Origin of the sequence: Xanthomonas sp. PPL134, from assembly GCF_040595915.1 — a bacterium.
GTDB lineage: Bacteria > Pseudomonadota > Gammaproteobacteria > Xanthomonadales > Xanthomonadaceae > Xanthomonas_A > Xanthomonas_A indica.
Genome location: NZ_JAMDLL010000001.1, coordinates 829,512 through 846,040 on the forward strand (window position 1 = coordinate 829,512; position 16,529 = coordinate 846,040).

Annotated in this window: 12 protein-coding genes; 9 read left to right on the top strand and 3 right to left on the bottom strand. The window is 69.5% G+C overall.

Translation table 11 applies throughout. The features are described from left to right. Positions 1-187: 187 nt before the first annotated feature. The 3 genes from M3U25_RS03580 (at position 188) to M3U25_RS03590 (ending at position 4,187) form a co-directional block, all read left to right on the top strand. On the top strand, positions 188-2,146 hold the full coding sequence (locus tag M3U25_RS03580; RefSeq protein ID WP_355500123.1) for a DEAD/DEAH box helicase: 1,959 nt from the start codon (positions 188-190) through the stop codon (positions 2,144-2,146). Positions 2,147-2,290: 144 nt separating this feature from the next. Then, positions 2,291-3,010 (top strand): pseudouridine synthase, encoded by a 720-nt coding sequence (locus tag M3U25_RS03585; protein ID WP_355500120.1) that lies wholly within the window; start codon positions 2,291-2,293, stop codon positions 3,008-3,010. Positions 3,011-3,119: 109 nt separating this feature from the next. Further along, entirely contained in the window at positions 3,120-4,187 is a 1,068-nt protein-coding gene (locus M3U25_RS03590; RefSeq protein WP_242159770.1) for a sensor domain-containing diguanylate cyclase, read from the top strand. A 213-nt stretch (positions 4,188-4,400) separates the two neighbouring features. Here the strand turns inward: M3U25_RS03590 and M3U25_RS03595 are convergent, their stop codons facing one another. From M3U25_RS03595 to M3U25_RS03605, 3 genes are all read right to left on the bottom strand, one after another. Beyond that, the gene (locus M3U25_RS03595) at positions 4,401-5,348 is read right to left on the bottom strand and encodes a DMT family transporter (protein WP_242159771.1); all 948 of its coding nucleotides are present in this window, start codon (positions 5,346-5,348) and stop codon (positions 4,401-4,403) included. Between the two features lie 54 nt (positions 5,349-5,402). Next, positions 5,403-6,377, bottom strand: a complete 975-nt coding sequence (locus M3U25_RS03600; RefSeq protein WP_355500115.1) for a 2-keto-3-deoxygluconate permease — start codon at positions 6,375-6,377, stop codon at positions 5,403-5,405. 201 nt (positions 6,378-6,578) lie between these two features. Next, complete coding sequence (locus M3U25_RS03605) at positions 6,579-7,418, bottom strand: DUF72 domain-containing protein (protein WP_355500112.1); 840 nt, start codon at positions 7,416-7,418, stop codon at positions 6,579-6,581. A 344-nt stretch (positions 7,419-7,762) separates the two neighbouring features. Between M3U25_RS03605 and M3U25_RS03610 the strand changes: the two genes are divergently transcribed. The 6 genes from M3U25_RS03610 to secF all read left to right on the top strand — a co-directional run bounded on the left by M3U25_RS03610 (position 7,763) and on the right by secF (position 16,371). Continuing rightward, on the top strand, positions 7,763-9,379 hold the full coding sequence (locus M3U25_RS03610) for a serine hydrolase (protein ID WP_355500110.1): 1,617 nt from the start codon (positions 7,763-7,765) through the stop codon (positions 9,377-9,379). A 309-nt stretch (positions 9,380-9,688) separates the two neighbouring features. Continuing rightward, on the top strand, positions 9,689-11,518 hold the full coding sequence (locus tag M3U25_RS03615) for an ABC transporter ATP-binding protein (protein ID WP_355500108.1): 1,830 nt from the start codon (positions 9,689-9,691) through the stop codon (positions 11,516-11,518). A gap of 144 nt (positions 11,519-11,662) precedes the next feature. Next, a complete protein-coding gene (tgt, locus tag M3U25_RS03620; RefSeq protein ID WP_242081171.1) occupies positions 11,663-12,808 on the top strand; it encodes a tRNA guanosine(34) transglycosylase Tgt in 1,146 nt (381 codons plus the stop codon). A 278-nt stretch (positions 12,809-13,086) separates the two neighbouring features. Continuing rightward, positions 13,087-13,431 (top strand): preprotein translocase subunit YajC, encoded by a 345-nt coding sequence (yajC, locus tag M3U25_RS03625; RefSeq protein WP_019798110.1) that lies wholly within the window; start codon positions 13,087-13,089, stop codon positions 13,429-13,431. A gap of 56 nt (positions 13,432-13,487) precedes the next feature. Next, positions 13,488-15,332: a protein translocase subunit SecD gene (secD, locus tag M3U25_RS03630; RefSeq protein ID WP_160948470.1), complete on the top strand. Its 1,845-nt coding sequence runs from the start codon at positions 13,488-13,490 to the stop codon at positions 15,330-15,332. 73 nt (positions 15,333-15,405) lie between these two features. Further along, complete coding sequence (gene secF, locus M3U25_RS03635) at positions 15,406-16,371, top strand: protein translocase subunit SecF (protein ID WP_242159776.1); 966 nt, start codon at positions 15,406-15,408, stop codon at positions 16,369-16,371. Positions 16,372-16,529 lie beyond the last annotated feature (158 nt).

Sequence of the window (16,529 nt, forward strand, 5' to 3'; positions counted from 1 at the left end):
ACCTGCCGCGGCGGTTGGCTGCGGCGTCGGGACGCCCGTGGCCGGCCGCAATGGCGGTGGCCGGCAGTGCGGAGCGGGTCACGCCTGAACGGTGCCGTTCACCTGATTTCGACATGCGGCCCGGCAGAGCGCACAATAGGGGCTTCTTTGCGCCTGCCGGTTCTCTGCGGCGCCCCCGGAGTCTCCCATGTCCCAAGATACCCCCGCGCCGCTGCTGTTCGCAGATCTCGGCCTCTCCCCTGCTGTGATGAAGGCGGTCGCCGACGTCGGCTACGAGTCGCCGTCGCCGATCCAGGCCGCCACCATCCCGGCGCTGCTGACCGGCCGCGACCTGCTCGGCCAGGCGCAGACCGGCACCGGCAAGACCGCCGCGTTCGCGCTGCCGATCCTGTCGCGGCTGGATTTTGCCCAGCGCAAGCCGCAGGCGCTGGTGCTGGCGCCGACCCGCGAACTGGCGATCCAGGTGGCCGAAGCGTTCCACCGCTACGCCGCGGCGATCCCCGGCTTCCAGGTGCTGCCGGTGTACGGCGGCCAGCCCTACGTGCAGCAGCTGTCGGCGCTCAAGCGCGGCGTGCACGTGGTGGTGGGCACCCCGGGACGGGTCATCGACCATCTCGATCGCGGCACCCTGGACCTGTCCGAGCTGAAGACGCTGGTGCTGGACGAAGCGGACGAAATGCTGCGCATGGGCTTCATCGACGACGTCGAGGCGGTGCTGAAGAAGCTGCCGGACTCGCGCCAGGTGGCGCTGTTCTCGGCGACCATGCCGCCGGCAATCAAGCGCATCGCACAGACCTATCTGAACGACCCGGCCGAGGTGATCATCGCCTCCAAGACCACCACCTCGGCCAACATCCGCCAGCGCTACTGGGCGGTGAGCGGGCTGCACAAGCTCGACGCGCTGACCCGGATCCTGGAGGTCGAGCCGTTCGACGCGATGATCATCTTCGCCCGCACCAAGGCCGGCACCGACGAGCTGGCGCAGAAGCTGCAGGCGCGCGGCCTGGCCGCGGCGGCGATCAATGGCGACATCCAGCAGGCGCAGCGCGAGCGGGTGATCCAGCAGCTCAAGGACGGCAAGCTCGACATCCTGGTCGCCACCGACGTGGCCGCGCGCGGCCTGGACGTGGAGCGGATCAGCCACGTGCTGAACTACGACATTCCCTACGACACCGAAAGCTACGTGCACCGCATCGGCCGCACCGGCCGGGCCGGGCGCAGCGGCGAGGCGATCCTGTTCGTCAGCCCGCGCGAGCGCGGCATGCTGCGCGCGATCGAGCGCGCCACCCGCCAGCCGATCGAGGAAATGCAGCTGCCCAGCGTGGACGCGGTCAACGACCAGCGCGTGAGCCGCTTCATGGAGAAGATCAGCGAGACCATCGCCGCTGGCGGCATCGACATGTACCGCGACCTGCTGCAGAAGTTCGAGGCCGAGAAGAACGTGCCGATGGTGGAAGTGGCCGCGGCGCTGGCGCGCCTGCTGCAGGGCGAGACGCCGTTGCTGCTGGCCCCGGACCGCCCGCGCCCGCCGCAGGGCGAACGCTTCGAACGCCGCGAGCGGCCCGAGCGCGGCGAGCGCCCGGAGCGCGCCCGCTTCGAGCCGAAGTTCGAGCGCGAACCGCGCGCACCGCGCCGCGACGACGGCGAGCGCGCCGCCCGTCCGGCGCCGCCCGCGCGTGGCGAGGACTTCGACTACCACCGCGACGTCGGCAGCTTCGAGGCCCCGCGCCGCGACAAGGCGCCGAAAGCGCCGCGCGGTGCCCCGGACGTGGGCATGGAGACCTACCGCATCGAGGTCGGCCACCAGCATGGGGTCAAGCCGGCCAACATCGTCGGCGCGATCGCCAACGAAGCCGGGCTGGAGAGCAAGTACATCGGCCGCATCGACATCCACGACGACCACTCGATCCTGGACCTGCCGGCGGACATGCCGCGCGAACTGCTGACGCACCTGAAGAAGGTCTGGGTCTCCGGCCAGCAACTGCAGATGCGCAAGCTCGACGACGACGCCCCCGGCGGCGCCCCGTTCAAGCCGAAGTTCGCGCGCACCGGCAAGCCCGGCGGCAAGCCCAATGCCGCCGGCCCACGCCCGGCCGGCCGCTTCGCCGCCGACCGCCCGCCGCGCAAGGGGCCGCCGAAGCGCTGAGAAGCTGGGAATTGGGAGTAGGGAATCGGGAATGGGGGACGTCCCCGCTGTCGCTCCCTGCCGCCGTTCCCAACGTTAGCCATGGCCCAGTCGGCCGCAGCCCGCTGTTGCCATTCCCCATTCCCGATTCCCCACTCCCAGCCCATGTCAGTCCGCCTCAACAAGCACATCGCCGAGACCGGTTTTTGCTCGCGCCGCGAGGCCGATCGGCTGATCGCCGCGCGCCGCGTCACCGTCAACGGCCTGCCTGGCGGGGTCGGTTCGGTGGTGGGCGAGGGCGACGAGGTCAAGGTCGATGGGCAGCCGCTGCGCGCGCGCGCCAAGGCCAAGACCGGGCGCCGCCACGTCTACATCGCGCTGAACAAGCCGGTCGGGGTGACCTGCACCACCGAGAGCGCGGTCAAGGGCAACATCGTCGACTTCGTCGGCCATGAGCAGCGCATCTTCCCGATCGGGCGCCTGGACAAGGAGTCCGAGGGGCTGATCCTGATGACCAGCAACGGCGACATCGTCAACGAGATCCTGCGCGCGGAGAATCGTCACCAGAAGGAATACCTGGTGGCGGTGAACAAGCCGGTCACCGACGAGTTCCTGCGCGGCATGGCGCGCGGCGTGCGCGTGCACGACCAGATGACCCTGCCGTGCCGCACCGCGCGCATCGCCAAGTTCGGATTCCGCATCGTGCTGGAGCAAGGGCTCAACCGGCAGATCCGGTTGATGGCGGCGGCGTTCGACTACCGCGTCACCCAGTTGCGCCGCGTGCGCATCGACAACATCAAGCTCGGCGCGCTGAAGCCGGGCCAGTGGCGCAATCTCACCGAGCAGGAACTGCGCGGCCTGCTGCCGCAGCGCCAGGAGTGGTAACCGCGTCTCAGTGTCCGCGGCCGGCCGCCGCCGCGCCGGCCAGGGCTGGCGTCCGCCACGGATTTGGCCATACTGCGCAACGCGAACCAACGCCGCCGCTGGGTACCCCGTGATCAAGCCCCGCAAGCCCGACAACGAAGCCGCACGCCTGCAGGCGCTGCATGCGCTGCAGATCCTCGATACCGAGCCGGAAGCGTCCTACGACGATCTGGTCGACATCGCCGCCAAGCTGTGCGGCACGCCCTCGGCGCTGATCTCGCTGGTGGACGACGAGCGGCAATGGCTGAAGGCGCAGCGCAACGTCTGCCTGTTGAGCAATGCGCGCGACGAGTCGTTCTGCGGGCACACCATCCTGACCCCGGAGCAGGTCATGATGGTCGCCGACGCCACCGCCGATGCGCGCTTCCAGAACAATCCCCTGGTCACCGAGGGTGGGGTGCGGTTCTACGCCGGCGCGCCGCTGCTGACCCGCGACGGCCTGCCGGTCGGCACCGTGTGCGTGCTCGACAATGAGCCGCGCACCCTCCAGCCCGGACAACTGGCGGCGCTGCAGGCGTTGTCGCGGCAGGTGATGCAACTGATCGAACTGCGCCGCACCAGCCATGCGCTGGCGCTGCAACTGCGCGAACGCGCCTGGTACGAGCAGCAGTTGCTGCAGTACCAGCAGTCGCTGGAATCGCTCAACGCCGAACTGCTGGAGCAGGCGCGCACCGATCCGCTGACCGGCCTGCTCAACCGCCGCGCCTTCGCCACCGCGCTGATGATCCACGCCGAGGCCGCGCAACTGGGCACCGCGCCGCTCAGCGTGGCGATCCTGGACCTGGATTACTTCAAGAGCGTCAACGACCTGCACGGCCACGACAAGGGCGACGAGGTGCTGCTGGCGCTGGCCGACATGCTGCGTGCGCGCATGCCGCCGGACAGCGTGGTGGCGCGCTACGGTGGCGGCGAGTTCGGGTTGTTGCTGCCCGGTCTGGACGCGGCACAGGCGATGCGCGCCTGCGAGCGCCTGCGCCAGGACACCAGCCTGCTGCAGTTGGGCGTTCCGCTGACCGCCAGCATCGGCGTGGCCACGTTGCAGGGCCGCGAGAGTGCCGAAGACCTGCTCAAGCGCGCCGACCACGGCCTGTTCCAGGCCAAGCGCGCCGGCCGCGATTGCGTGTCGCTGGCGGCGTAGGCACGCCACCTCGCGAACTCGGATGACGCAAGGCGCCTTCGCGCCGTACCCTCGCCCCAACCCCTCTCACTGGGGGAGAGGGGCTATTTCCCGAGCATGCGGTGCCCTTCGCGTTGGGCCTGCGGCCATGCCGCACATGCACAGGACCGGGCCAATCTCGAATCCCGAATCTCCAATCCTCAATCCCCAATCCCGGACTGAGCGCCGCCGCGCTCACTCCACCACGTTCTTCGCCTCGCAGGTCGCCAGCAGTTCCGGGTGCTGCACCGCGCGCGTGCGGGTCAGCAGCGGATGCAGGAACACCGCGCCCAGGATCACCGCCACGCCGAGATAGAACAGCCCGGTGAGCTGGCGTTGCTCGTCCAGCAGCACGATCGCGAACACGATCGCGTAGACCGGTTCCAGGTTGGTGACCAGTTGCACCGCGTAGGCGCTGAGCCGGCGCAGCGCGACCAGGGCCAGGGCGAACGGCAGCAGCGTGCACAGCAGCGCCAGCGCCAGCAGCAGCGCGGTGTCGTGCAGGCTGGGCAGCACCAGCAACGGTCCGCTCAGGGCCGGCAGCACGAACGGCAGCAACGGCGCCAGCGCGGTCAGGGTCAGGGTGCCGGCGCCCAGTTCCAGTGCGGTCACGGTCAGCGGATCGGCATGGTCGACCAGGCGCTTGTTGAGCGAGCCGAAGGCCGCCACCAGCAGCGCCGACACCGCCCCGACCGCCACGCCGGCGCGCATCCCGTGTGGCACCCCGCCGACCACCAGGGCCACGCCCGGCAGCACCGCCAGGCCGAAGGCCAGTTCGCTGGGGCGGAACGGCCGCTTCGCCACCCACGGTTCGATCACCGCGGTGAACACCGGCGCCAGCGCGATGCAGGTCGCCGCGACCGAGGCGTTGGCCAGCTTGATCGCGCCATAGAAGGTCAGCCAGTGCAGGCCGACCAGGGCGCCGACCACTGCGTAGCCGAGCGCCAGCTTCGGCGTCAGCGCCGCCAGTCCGCGCCATACCCGCGGTAGCAGGGCCAGTGCGGCCACCACCATCAGCATTCGCCACCACACCAGCGGCAGCGCGGGCAGGGTGATCAGCTTGCCGAGAATCGCGGTGATCCCCCACAGCAGGACACAGAAATGGATTTGCAACTGGGCTTTGGTGGTGGGGTGCATCGGCATCGGCGTATTGTCGCGCAAAGCGCGGCGCGGCGGTCGCCAATCGGCACGCGCGGGTCAGCCGTCCGCTGCCGGCGGCGACGCGGTCCGCGCCATCCTGCGCGCATAGGCGGCGGTGAGCGGCGGCACCAGCAGGGCCGTCACCACCACCGACGTCGCCACCAACGCGGTCGCGGCGGGCGCGGTGGCGCGGAACTGCGGCGCCACCGCCGCCACCAGCGCCGGCGTGGCGACCGCCGCGCCGGCGGTGCTGGACGCGGCGAGGCCGGCGCTGCCGTTGCCGCCGGCCAGCCAGCGATCGGCCAGCAGCAGCGGGATTCCGGTCGCCACGATCACCAGCAGGCCCAGCGCGACCCCGGCCACGCCGGCGTGGGCGACCATGCGCAGGTCCAGCGTGTTGCCCAGGGCGAAGGCGAAGAACGGGATCAGCGCCGGCACCGCCCGTGCGAACAGGGCGCGCAGCGCCGGATCCAAATTACCGAGCGCAAAACCGGCCAGCAGCGGCAGCACCGCGCCCAGCAGCAGGCGCGGCTCGAAGCTGGCGACGCCGGCGGTGCCGAGGATCAGCATGGTCATCAGCGGCCCGGATTCCAGCGACATCAGCGCCATCGCGCCGGCCTCGCCGCGGCGGCCGTACTGCTGCATCAGCGCGGCGAACAGGCCGGCATTGGTCATGTCCATCGCCGCGACCAGCGCCAGCACCGACATGCCGCTCCACATGCCGGCGACGATGCCGCCCGGCGGCAGCAGGCGCGCGGCGATCACCGCGGCGATCCACGCCACCGCGAGCTTGGTCAGCACCAGCACGCCGGAGGCGCGCAGCACGCGGCCGCCGCTGCGCAGCCGGATCGAGGCGCCCAGGCAGAAGCACCACACCGCCAGGATCGGCACCAGCCCGCCGATCAGGCCCTGGGTGAACGAGCCGAACCAGGCGCCGGCCTGCGGCCACACGGTGTGGCAGAGGGCGCCGAGCAGCAGCGGTGCCAGCATCATGCCGCCGGGAAGACGTTCGAGCGTGCGCTTGATCCGCATCGAGGGGCTCCGCGTGTGGAGGCGCGGCCCGCGGCCGCGGCCCGGCGACGGCGCCGGACGGGCGGTGTTGTACCGCAGCGCGGCGGCCGCCGGGTGTCGATGGGTGCACGCAGTCGGGGCCCGGTTCAGGCGTCTTGCGACCGTCGCGTCGCCGGTCGCGCTTGCGCTGTGCCGCACGTCGTCTGCGTGCGGCCGAACGCGTCACGCCTTGGCGGCGGACCCCAGGATCTTCAGCAAGGCCATCGCCGCGGCCGGATTGCGTTCCTTGGCGGCGCTGATGAAGTAGACGAAGACCTCGCGCGGCGTGGTCTTGGCCATCGTCGCATCGGCGTGCGGCAGCGCCTGCGGATCCTCGCCGCGGCGCCAGGCCTGCGCGTGTGCGGCCCAGGCCTGCAGGTCCTTGGGCGTGTAGCCATGGGCGAGGTCTGCGCGGCTGCGCATCAGCCGCGCATAGACGAAGTCGGTGCTCAGGTCGGCGAAGGAGGGGAATTCGGGCGAATCGGTGAACACCGTGGCCACGCCGTGCCGACGGGTCAGTTGCAGCAGTTCCGGGCCCACGCAGGCCGGATCGCGCACTTCCAGCACGTGGCGCAGCCGGTGTCCGCCGGCCTTGCGCGGCAGCAGCTCCAGGAACGCGGCCAGGTCGTCCAGGTCCAGGCGATGGCCGTGCTCGAACTGCCACAGCAGCGGGCCGAGGCGGTCGCCGAGGCTGGCGATGCCGCCGACGAAGTCCTCGATCTGCGTGCCGGCACCGGCCAGCCGCCGCAGCGTGGTGATGCGCTTGGGCGCCTTGGCCGAGAACAGGAAGCCCGGCGGCGTCTCGTCGCGCCAGCGCGCATAGGTCTCCGGCTTCTGCGCGCCGTAGTAGGTGCCGTTGATCTCGATGCTGGTGACGTGGCGGCTGGCGTATTCCAGCTCGCGGCGCTGCACCAGGCCCTGCGGATAGAACATGCCGCCGCGCCACGGCGCATAGGTCCAGCCGCCGATGCCGACGCGGATGCCGTCCGGCGCGGCCGGGGCGGAGTCGAAGAGATCGTTCATGCGGGCGTGTCCGGCTGCAGGCGGGCGGCGATTGTGCCGCAGCGCGGCGTTGCGGGGTGTCGTCGCGGACGCCAGGGGCCTCGAGGCCCAGTGAGATGGTGTGCGCCCCGTGCCGTGCAGCATATGGGGGGACAGGCTTGCACGCGGGTGGGAGGTCGCCGTGGCGGCGTGCTGGTTGCGAGGTGGGCCGCAGCGTCGGTACCCGCCGGGACGGCACCCAGCACTGCGTGGTGCCGCCACGGCGCGTCGTGGCACCGTCGCAAACGGCCTGACAGGCTCTACACTCGCCCGGGACGCGTGCGGCTGCGCGCGGCCTTGGTTCCCTTTCTTCAGGAGCGACGCAGTTGAAGAGCATCTCGATGGGCTGCGGCCTGTTGCTGGCAATGAGCGCCACCGTGCAGGCGCAGGCGCCTGCCCCCGCCGCGGCTCCCGTACCGGCCCCGGCCGCCTTGCCGCCGGGGCTGCAGGACCTGGACGCGCAAGTGGAGCGCGTGCGCAAGCAGTTCGACGTGCCGGGCATCGCCATCGCCATCGTCAAGGACGGGAAGGTGGTGCTGGAGCGCGGCTACGGCGTGCGCGAACTCGGCAAGCCGGAACCGGTGGACGCGCAGACCCTGTTCGCCATCGCCTCCAACACCAAGGCCTTCACCTCCGCGGCGCTGTCGATCCTGGCCGACGAAGGCAAGCTCAAGCTCGAGGACCGGGTGGTGGACCACCTGCCGTGGTTCCAGATGTCCGATGCCTACGTCACCCGCGAGATGCGCGTGCGCGACCTGCTCAGCCACCGCAGCGGCCTGAGCCTGGGGGCGGGCGACCTGCTGTTCTGGCCGGCCACCAGCTACAGCAACGAGGAGGTGGTGCGGCGCCTGGCCCACGTGCCGCTGAAGGGCGGCTTCCGCGACCGCTACGCCTACGACAACATCCTGTACGCGGTGGCGCAGAAGCTGATCGAGCAGGTCTCCGGGCAGAGCTACGCCGAGTTCGTGCGCCAGCGCATCTTCGTGCCGGTGGGCATGACCGGCGCGCGCATCAACAGCGACCACCTGCAGCCGGGCGATGAAGCCGCGGTCGGCCACGCCAAGTTCGACTTCCGCGAGCTGCGCACCGTGGCGCCGCTGACCTGGTCCAATAATTCCGGTGCCGGCGGCATCTACGCCAACGTGCACGACATGGCCAAGTGGATGCAGGTGCAGCTCGACGGCGGGCGCCTGCCGTCGGCCGACGGCCAGGCGCGGCAGTTGTTCAGCGCCCAGCGCCAGCAGGAGATGTGGCAGATGATCACGCCGATCGCGGTGTCCGAGCCGAGCGTGCCGGAGCTGCTGCCGGCCAAGCCGAACTTCGCCGGCTACGGCGAGGGCTGGAGCCTGAGCGACTACCGCGGCGCCAAGCTGGTCTGGCACACCGGCGGCTGGCCGGGCATGGTCTCGCGGCTGACCCTGGTGCCGGAGCGCAAGCTGGGCGTGATCGTGCTGACCAACCAGGAGGTCGGCGCCGCCTTCAACGCGATCACCCTGCGCGTGCTGGATGCCTACCTGGGCGCGCCGGCGACCGACTGGACCGCCGCCTACGCCAAGGCCGTGGCCAAGGCCGACGCCAACGCCGACGAGGACTGGGCCAAGCATGTGGCCGCGCGCGACGCCAAATCCACGCCGTCGCTGCCGCTGTCCGGCTATGCCGGCACCTACCGCGACGCGTGGTACGGCGACGTGGTGGTGCGCCAGCAGGGCAAGCGCCTGGAGCTGCAGTTCAGCAAGACCGCGCAACTGGTCGGCACCCTGGAGCACTGGCAGCACGACACCTTCATCGTGCGCTGGCGCGACCGCTCGCTCAATGCCGACGCCTTCCTGACGTTCGCCCTGACCGCCGACGGCAAGGTGCGCGAGGCACGCATGCAGGCGATTTCGCCCTTGACCGATTTCAGCTTCGATTTCCAGGACCTGGTGCTGACGCCGGTGGAGTGACTGCTGGGAATCGGGAATGGGGAATAGGGAGTGGTAGGAGCGGCTTCAGCCGCGACCGGGCTTCCTCGGTGAAGCCCGTCGCGGCTGAAGCCGCTCCTACGAGGGGGGGCGATAGAGGAGCCGCTGTTGCGAATCCCCAATCCCCACTCCCGGCGCTACCGCGTCGCGGCTGAAGCCGCTCCTGCAAGGGGAAGCGATGCGCACAGGCAGCCGCTTTTGCGATTCCCCATTCCCCACACCCCATTCCCAGCGTCACGAAGCGTGACGCCCGATACGCTACCCTGACGCCCCTTTTTGCGTGACGTGGCGATGTTCCGCTGGTTCGAGTCCCTGATCGAGGTCTTCCCGAAGATCGAGACGCAGATGCCGCCGCGTGGCGTGGTGCGCTTCTATCTGCATTACCTGCGCCCGCTGTGGCCGCTGCTGCTGGCCACCTTGCTGGCCGGTCTGGCGCTGGCACTGGTGGAAGTGGCGATGTTCGACTTCCTTGGCCGCATCGTCGACATGGTCGCCGAGCAGCCGGGGCCGGACTTCTTTCAGCGCCATGCCGGCGAGTTGTTGTGGATGGCCTTCATCGTGCTGGTGGCGCGGCCGCTGTTCGTGGCCCTGCACAACCTGCTGGTGAACCAGGCCATCGTGCCGGGCCTGAGCAACCGCGCGCGCTGGCTGATGCACAACTACGTGGTGCGGCAGAGCCTGGGCTTCTTCCAGAACGACTTCGCCGGGCGCATCGCCAACCGGGTGATGCAGACCGGCACCTCGCTGCGCGAGTCGGCGGTGCAGATGGTCGATGCGCTCTGGTACATCGTGGTCTACACCGGCAGCGCGCTGTACCTGTTCGCGCAGGCCGATCCCTGGCTGATGGCGCCGCTGCTGGTGTGGGTGCTGGCCTACGTGGCGCTGATGGTCTACTTCGTGCCGCGCATGAAGCACCGCGCCTGGATCGCCTCGGACGCGCGCTCCAAGGCGATGGGCCGCATCGTCGATGGCTACACCAACATCGCCACGCTCAAGCTGTTCTCGCATGCCGGGCGCGAGCAGGCCTACGTGCGCGAGGCGATCGACGAACTGGCGGTCAAGCACCGCGGGCAGACCCGCATGACCACGGCGATGGACAGCGCCATCGCCATCATCAACGGCTTCCTGATCGCGGTGACCTGCGGGCTGGCGCTGTGGCTGTGGAGCCGCGGCCAGATCAGCGTGGGCGCGATCACCCTGGCCACCGGCCTGGTGATCCGCATCCACAACATGTCCGGGTGGATCATGTGGACGGTCAACGGCATCTTCGAGGACATCGGCGCCGTGCAGGACGGCATGGAGACGATCGCGCAGCCGGCGCAGGTGCAGGACCGCGCCGACGCGGCGCCGCTGCGCGTGGAGCGTGGCGAGGTGCGCTTCGAGCACATCCACTTCCACTACGGCAAGCGCGGCGGGGTCATCGCCGGGCTCGACCTGCAGGTGCGCGCGGGCGAGAAGATCGGCCTGGTCGGGCCATCCGGCGCCGGCAAGTCGACCCTGGTCAACGTGCTGCTGCGGCTGTACGACCTGGAGCAGGGCCGCATCCTGATCGACGGGCAGGACATCGCCGGCGTCACCCAGGAGAGCCTGCGCCAGCAGATCGGCCTGGTCACCCAGGACACCTCGTTGCTGCATCGTTCGATCCGCGACAACCTGCTGTACGGCCGCCCCGATGCCAGCGAGGCGCAGCTGCGCGCCGCGGTGGCCAAGGCGCGCGCCGACGAGTTCATCGAACAGCTGCAGGACGGCGAGGGCCTGCGCGGCTACGACGCGCAGGTCGGCGAGCGCGGGGTCAAGCTGTCCGGCGGCCAGCGCCAACGCATCGCCATCGCCCGCGTGCTGCTCAAGGACGCACCGATCTTGATCCTGGACGAGGCCACCTCGGCGCTGGATTCGGAAGTGGAAGCGGCGATCCAGGACAGCCTGGACGAGCTGATGGCCGGCAAGACGGTGATCGCGATCGCCCACCGGCTCTCGACCATCGCACGGATGGACCGGCTGGTGGTGATGGACCGCGGCGCCATCGTCGAGACCGGCAGCCATGCCGAACTCGTTGCCCGCGGCGGCCTGTACGCGCGGCTGTGGGCGCGCCAGACCGGCGGCTTCGTCGCGGCGGACTAGGTTTGCACAACCAGGGCGTCGCACGATTCGCTGCCTGGCCGGCGGTCGGTCGGCGCCCGCGCGGGTCACCGCGGCGCGGCGTCGGTTTCGGCGCCTGTGGCCCGGCAATGCGACAATGCCGGGCTTACCCAGATTCGCCAGACCATGTCCCGATTGCAGTTCCAACTTCACACCACTGACGGTGCCGCCCGCCGCGGCCGCCTGACCTTCCCGCGCGGAACGGTGGAGACGCCCGCGTTCATGCCGGTGGGCACCTACGGCTCGGTCAAGGGCGTGCTGCCCGAGCAGATCAAGGCGCTGGGCGCGCAGATCATCCTCGGCAACACCTTCCACCTGTACCTGCGCCCGGGCCTGGACGTGATCGGCGACCACGGCGGCCTGCACGGCTTCGCCCGCTGGGATGGGCCGATCCTGACCGATTCCGGCGGCTTCCAGGTGTTCTCGCTGGCGCACCGGCGCAAGATCAGCGAGCAGGGCGTGACCTTCGCCTCGCCCACCGACGGCGCCAAGGTGTTCCTGGGGCCGGAGGAGAGCATGAAGATCCAGCGGGTGCTCGATTCGGACATCGTGATGATCTTCGACGAGTGCACCCCGTACCCGGCCACCGAGGACGTGGCGCGGCGCTCGATGGAACTGAGCCTGCGCTGGGCGCAGCGCTCGCGCGACGCGCACGATGCGCTGGGCAACGACGCGGCGCTGTTCGGCATCGTCCAGGGCGGGGTGCATGCGGACCTGCGCAGCCGTTCGATCGACGGCCTGCAGGCGATCGGCTTCGACGGCTACGCGATCGGCGGCCTGGCGGTGGGCGAGCCGGAGCACGAGCGCAACGCCATGCTCGAGCACCTGCACCCGCGCCTGCCGGCCGACCGCCCGCGCTACCTGATGGGCGTGGGCCGGCCGGAGGACCTGGTCGAGGGCGTGGCCCGCGGCGTGGACATGTTCGACTGCGTGATGCCGACCCGCAACGCGCGCAACGGCCATTATTTCACCTCGTTCGGCACGGTGCGCATCCGCAACGCCAAGTACGAGCGCGACCTGGACCCGATCGAGCCGGGCTGCGGCTGCCATGCCTGCAGCAGCGGCTACACCCGCGCCTACCTGCGTCACCTGGACCGCTGCAACGAGATGCTGGCGCCGATGCTGGGCACCCTGCACAACCTCTGGTACTACCAGAAGCTCATGGCCGACATGCGCGCGGCGATCGCCGCGGGAACCTTTGCCCAGTTCCGGCGGTCCTTCTATGCGGCGCGCGGGGTCGAGGCCACGCCGCTCCCCTCGGAGCAAGGCTAAGCCCCTGTCCCCCCGGGAGAGGGGTTGGGGTGAGGGTCCTGGCGCAGCCTCGTGTCATGTCGACCGCACAAGGCTTCACCCATCCCCGATTCGCCGCCACGCGGCCCCTTTCCCCAGGAAGGGGCCGTGGGCCGCGAAGGACGCAGGGAAGGGCGCCGCGGCCGTTCCGGGGGTTGGGGGAAGATCGTGGCATAATCGGCGGCTGCTTGCCGCCTCAAGGCAAACCAGCGGTCCGTGCCCCCAGGGCGGCGGGCTGCCCAAACCATAGGACACACCCGATGAATCCGCTCGATTTCCTGATTCCCGTCGCCCAGGCGCAGACCGCCGGCGGCACCGCGCCGGCCGGTGGCGGCCTGCAGATGTTCCTGCTGCCCATCATCCTGATCGCGGTGATGTATTTCGTGATGATCCGGCCGCAGATGAAGCGCCAGAAGGAACACAAGTCGATGCTGGACAAGCTCGGCCGCGGCGACGAGGTCATCACCTCCGGCGGCGTGGCCGGCGTGGTCACCGATATCGGCGACAACTTCGTCACCATCGAAGTGGCCGACAACGTGCGCATCCGCGTGCAGAAGGGCGCCATCGGCAATGTCCTGCCGAAGGGCACGCTGAAGTCCGCCTGATCCATTTCTCCTACTGCTAGGCGCGACGCCGGCGTGGCGTCGTGCGGGGTCCCGCAATGCTCGAGTTTCCGCGCTGGAAGTATGTCCTCATCCTGATCGTGCTGGCGTTGAGCGCGTTGTACGCGCTGCCCAACGTGTACCAGAAGGATCCGTCGGTCCAGATCACCGCCAGCCGCGGCGGCAAGATCGACGACGCCCTGCGCGAGCGGGTCCTCGCCGACCTGAAGACGGCCGGGATCACCCCGAAGCGGGTTGACAAGGAAGGCGACAGCCTGATGGTGCGCCTGCCGAACCTGCAGGCGCAGACCCGCGCCAACGACGTGCTGCGTCAGCAGGTCGGCGAGAACTACACGGTGGCGCTGAACCTGGCCTCGACCGTGCCGGACTGGCTGTCGCGGCTGGGCGGCAAGCCGATGGTGCTGGGTCTTGACCTGGTCGGCGGCGTGCACTTCGCCCTGCAGGTGGACCAGAAGGCGGCGCTGGAAAAGCGCCTGGACGCCTTCGCCGAGGACATCCGCACCACCCTGCGCGACAACCGCCTGGCCTACCGCTCGGTCGAGCGCCGTCCGGACAACAGCATCCAGGTCAGCCTGGGCGAGGGCGTGGACGCCAGCGCCGCGCGCGCGGCCATCGCCAAGGCGCAGCCGACCCTCAGCTATGCCGTGTCCGGGCAGACCATCGCCGTGACCGTGCCCGAGGCCGAGCTGAAGCAGATCGCCGCCGGCGCCATCGAGCAGAACCTGACCACGCTGCGCAACCGCGTCAACCAGTTGGGCGTGGCCGAGCCGATCATCCAGCGCCAGGGCGACGACCGCATCGTGGTCGAGCTGCCGGGCGTGCAGGACACCGCCGAGGCCAAGCGCATGATCGGCGCCACCGCCACGCTGGAGTTCCGCGGCGTGGTCGACGGCAATGCCGAGGACGCGGTGCGCAGCGGCAACATCCCGCCCGACGCCAAGGTCTACCGCCTGCGCGACAGCGGCGCCCCGGTTCTGCTGAGCAAGCGCGTGCTGGTGTCCGGCGACCAGATGGTCAATGCCACCGTCAGCACCGACCAGAACGGCATGCCGGCCGTGGCGGTGACGCTCAACAACGCCGCCGGCCAGCGCATGTTCGACTACACCAGCGCCAATACCGGCAAGCTGATGTCGGTGGTCTACATCGAGCGCATCCCCACCGTGACCATGGTCGACGGCAAGGAAGTGCGCAGCGTGCGGGTCAACGAAGAGGCGCTGGCGCCGACCCGCATCGCCGGCGTGTTCGGCAAGAACTTCCAGACCACCGGTCTGGAGAAGACCGAGGCCGAGAACCTGGCCAAGTTGCTGCGTGCCGGTTCGCTGGCCGCGCCGATGGACTTCGTCGAGGAATACGTGATCGGCCCCAGCCTGGGTGCGGAGAACGTGGAGCGCGGCATCACCGCGGTGGTCTACGCGTTCCTGTTCACCCTGGTGTTCTTCAGCGTGTACTACCGCATGTTTGGCCTGATCACCTCGGTCGCGCTGCTGATGAACCTGCTGATCGTGGTCTCGGTGATGTCGCTGTTCGGCGCCACCATGACCTTGCCCGGCTTCGCCGGCCTGGCGCTGTCGGTGGGCCTGTCGGTGGACGCCAACGTGCTGATCAACGAGCGTATCCGCGAAGAACTGCGCCTGGGCGTGCCGCCCAAGTCGGCGATCGCGGCCGGTTACGAGAAGGCCGGCGGCACCATCCTCGACGCCAACCTCACCGGCATCATCGTCGGCGTGGCGCTGTACGCGTTCGGTACCGGCCCGCTGAAGGGCTTCGCGCTGACCATGATCATCGGCATCCTCGCCTCGATGTTCACCGCGATCACCGTGTCGCGCGCGCTGGCGGTGCTGATCTACGGCCGTCGCAAGAAGCTCAAGTCCGTGGCGATTTGAGCCGCGTACGCCATCTTCCGCACGACCCCGCGCCGGCAGGCGCGGGCTCCAAAAAAACGCAGAGCGGTCTCCAATGAAAATCTTCCCGCTTCACCTGATCCCCAACGACACCAAGATCGACTTCATGCGCTGGCGGCACCCGACCCTGGTGCTGATGCTGGTGCTGGCGCTGGCCTCGTTCGCGGTGATCTTCGCCAAGGGCTTCAACTACGCGCTGGAGTTCACCGGCGGCGCGCTGGTGCAGACCAGCTTCCAGAAGCCGGTCGACGTGGACCAGGTACGCGAGCAGCTGGCCAAGGCCGGCTTCGACAACGCGCAGGTGCAGAACGTCGGCAGCGGCAACGAGGTGGTGATCCGCCTGCAGCCGCAGGGCGAGCACAACAACGAGGACATCACCAAGAACCTCGCCGAGCAGGTGCGCAAGGCGGTGAGCACGCCGCAGAACCCGGCCACGGTCAAGCCGGGCGAGTTCGTCGGCCCGCAGGTCGGCAAGGACCTGGCCTTGAACGGCGTCTACGCCACGGTGTTCATGCTGGTCGGCTTCCTGATCTACATCGGCTTCCGCTTCGAGTGGAAGTTCGCGGTGGTGGCCAGCCTGACCGCGCTGTTCGACCTGCTGGTGACGGTGGCCTACGTGTCGGTCACCGGCCGCGAGTTCGACCTCACCGTGCTGGCCGGCCTGCTGTCGGTGATGGGCTTTGCGATCAACGACATCATCGTGGTGTTCGACCGCGTGCGCGAGAACTTCCGCAGCCTGCGCGTGGAGCCGGTCGAGGTGCTGAACCGGTCGATCAACCAGACCCTGTCGCGTACGGTGATCACCGCGGTGATGTTCTTCCTGTCGGCGCTGGCGCTGTACCTGTACGGCGGTGAGTCGATGGAAGGCCTGGCGCTGACCCACATGATCGGCGCGGTGGTGGTGGTGGTGTCCTCGGTGATCGTGGCGGTGCCGCTGCTGTCGATCGGGCCGTTCCAGGTCACCAAGCAGGACCTGCTGCCGAAGTCGAAGGATGTGGAGGCGCTGGCGCGTCGGCCCTGATTGGGCCGGGATTGGGGATTCGGGAGTGGGGATTCGCAAAAGCGTGATTTCCTGGCCCTGAAACTTCCTCCAGCGAACAAGAAAAGCCGCGCGGATTCGCGGCTTTTTCTTTGTGCGGCTGTCAGCGCTTTGGTTGGGGCAGGGCGACTTCCGCTTTG

Excerpts from the sequence above, each read along its gene's own strand:
- M3U25_RS03580 (WP_355500123.1), top strand. The coding sequence starts at position 188 with ATGTCCCAAGATACCCCCGCGCCGCTGCTGTTCGCAGATCTCGGCCTC.
- M3U25_RS03585 (WP_355500120.1), top strand. The coding sequence starts at position 2,291 with ATGTCAGTCCGCCTCAACAAGCACATCGCCGAGACCGGTTTTTGCTCG.
- M3U25_RS03595 (WP_242159771.1), bottom strand. The coding sequence starts at position 5,348 with ATGCCGATGCACCCCACCACCAAAGCCCAGTTGCAAATCCATTTCTGT.
- M3U25_RS03600 (WP_355500115.1), bottom strand. The coding sequence starts at position 6,377 with ATGCGGATCAAGCGCACGCTCGAACGTCTTCCCGGCGGCATGATGCTG.
- M3U25_RS03605 (WP_355500112.1), bottom strand. The coding sequence starts at position 7,418 with ATGAACGATCTCTTCGACTCCGCCCCGGCCGCGCCGGACGGCATCCGC.
- M3U25_RS03615 (WP_355500108.1), top strand. The coding sequence starts at position 9,689 with ATGTTCCGCTGGTTCGAGTCCCTGATCGAGGTCTTCCCGAAGATCGAG.
- tgt (WP_242081171.1), top strand. The coding sequence starts at position 11,663 with ATGTCCCGATTGCAGTTCCAACTTCACACCACTGACGGTGCCGCCCGC.
- yajC (WP_019798110.1), top strand. The coding sequence starts at position 13,087 with ATGAATCCGCTCGATTTCCTGATTCCCGTCGCCCAGGCGCAGACCGCC.
- secD (WP_160948470.1), top strand. The coding sequence starts at position 13,488 with ATGCTCGAGTTTCCGCGCTGGAAGTATGTCCTCATCCTGATCGTGCTG.
- secF (WP_242159776.1), top strand. The coding sequence starts at position 15,406 with ATGAAAATCTTCCCGCTTCACCTGATCCCCAACGACACCAAGATCGAC.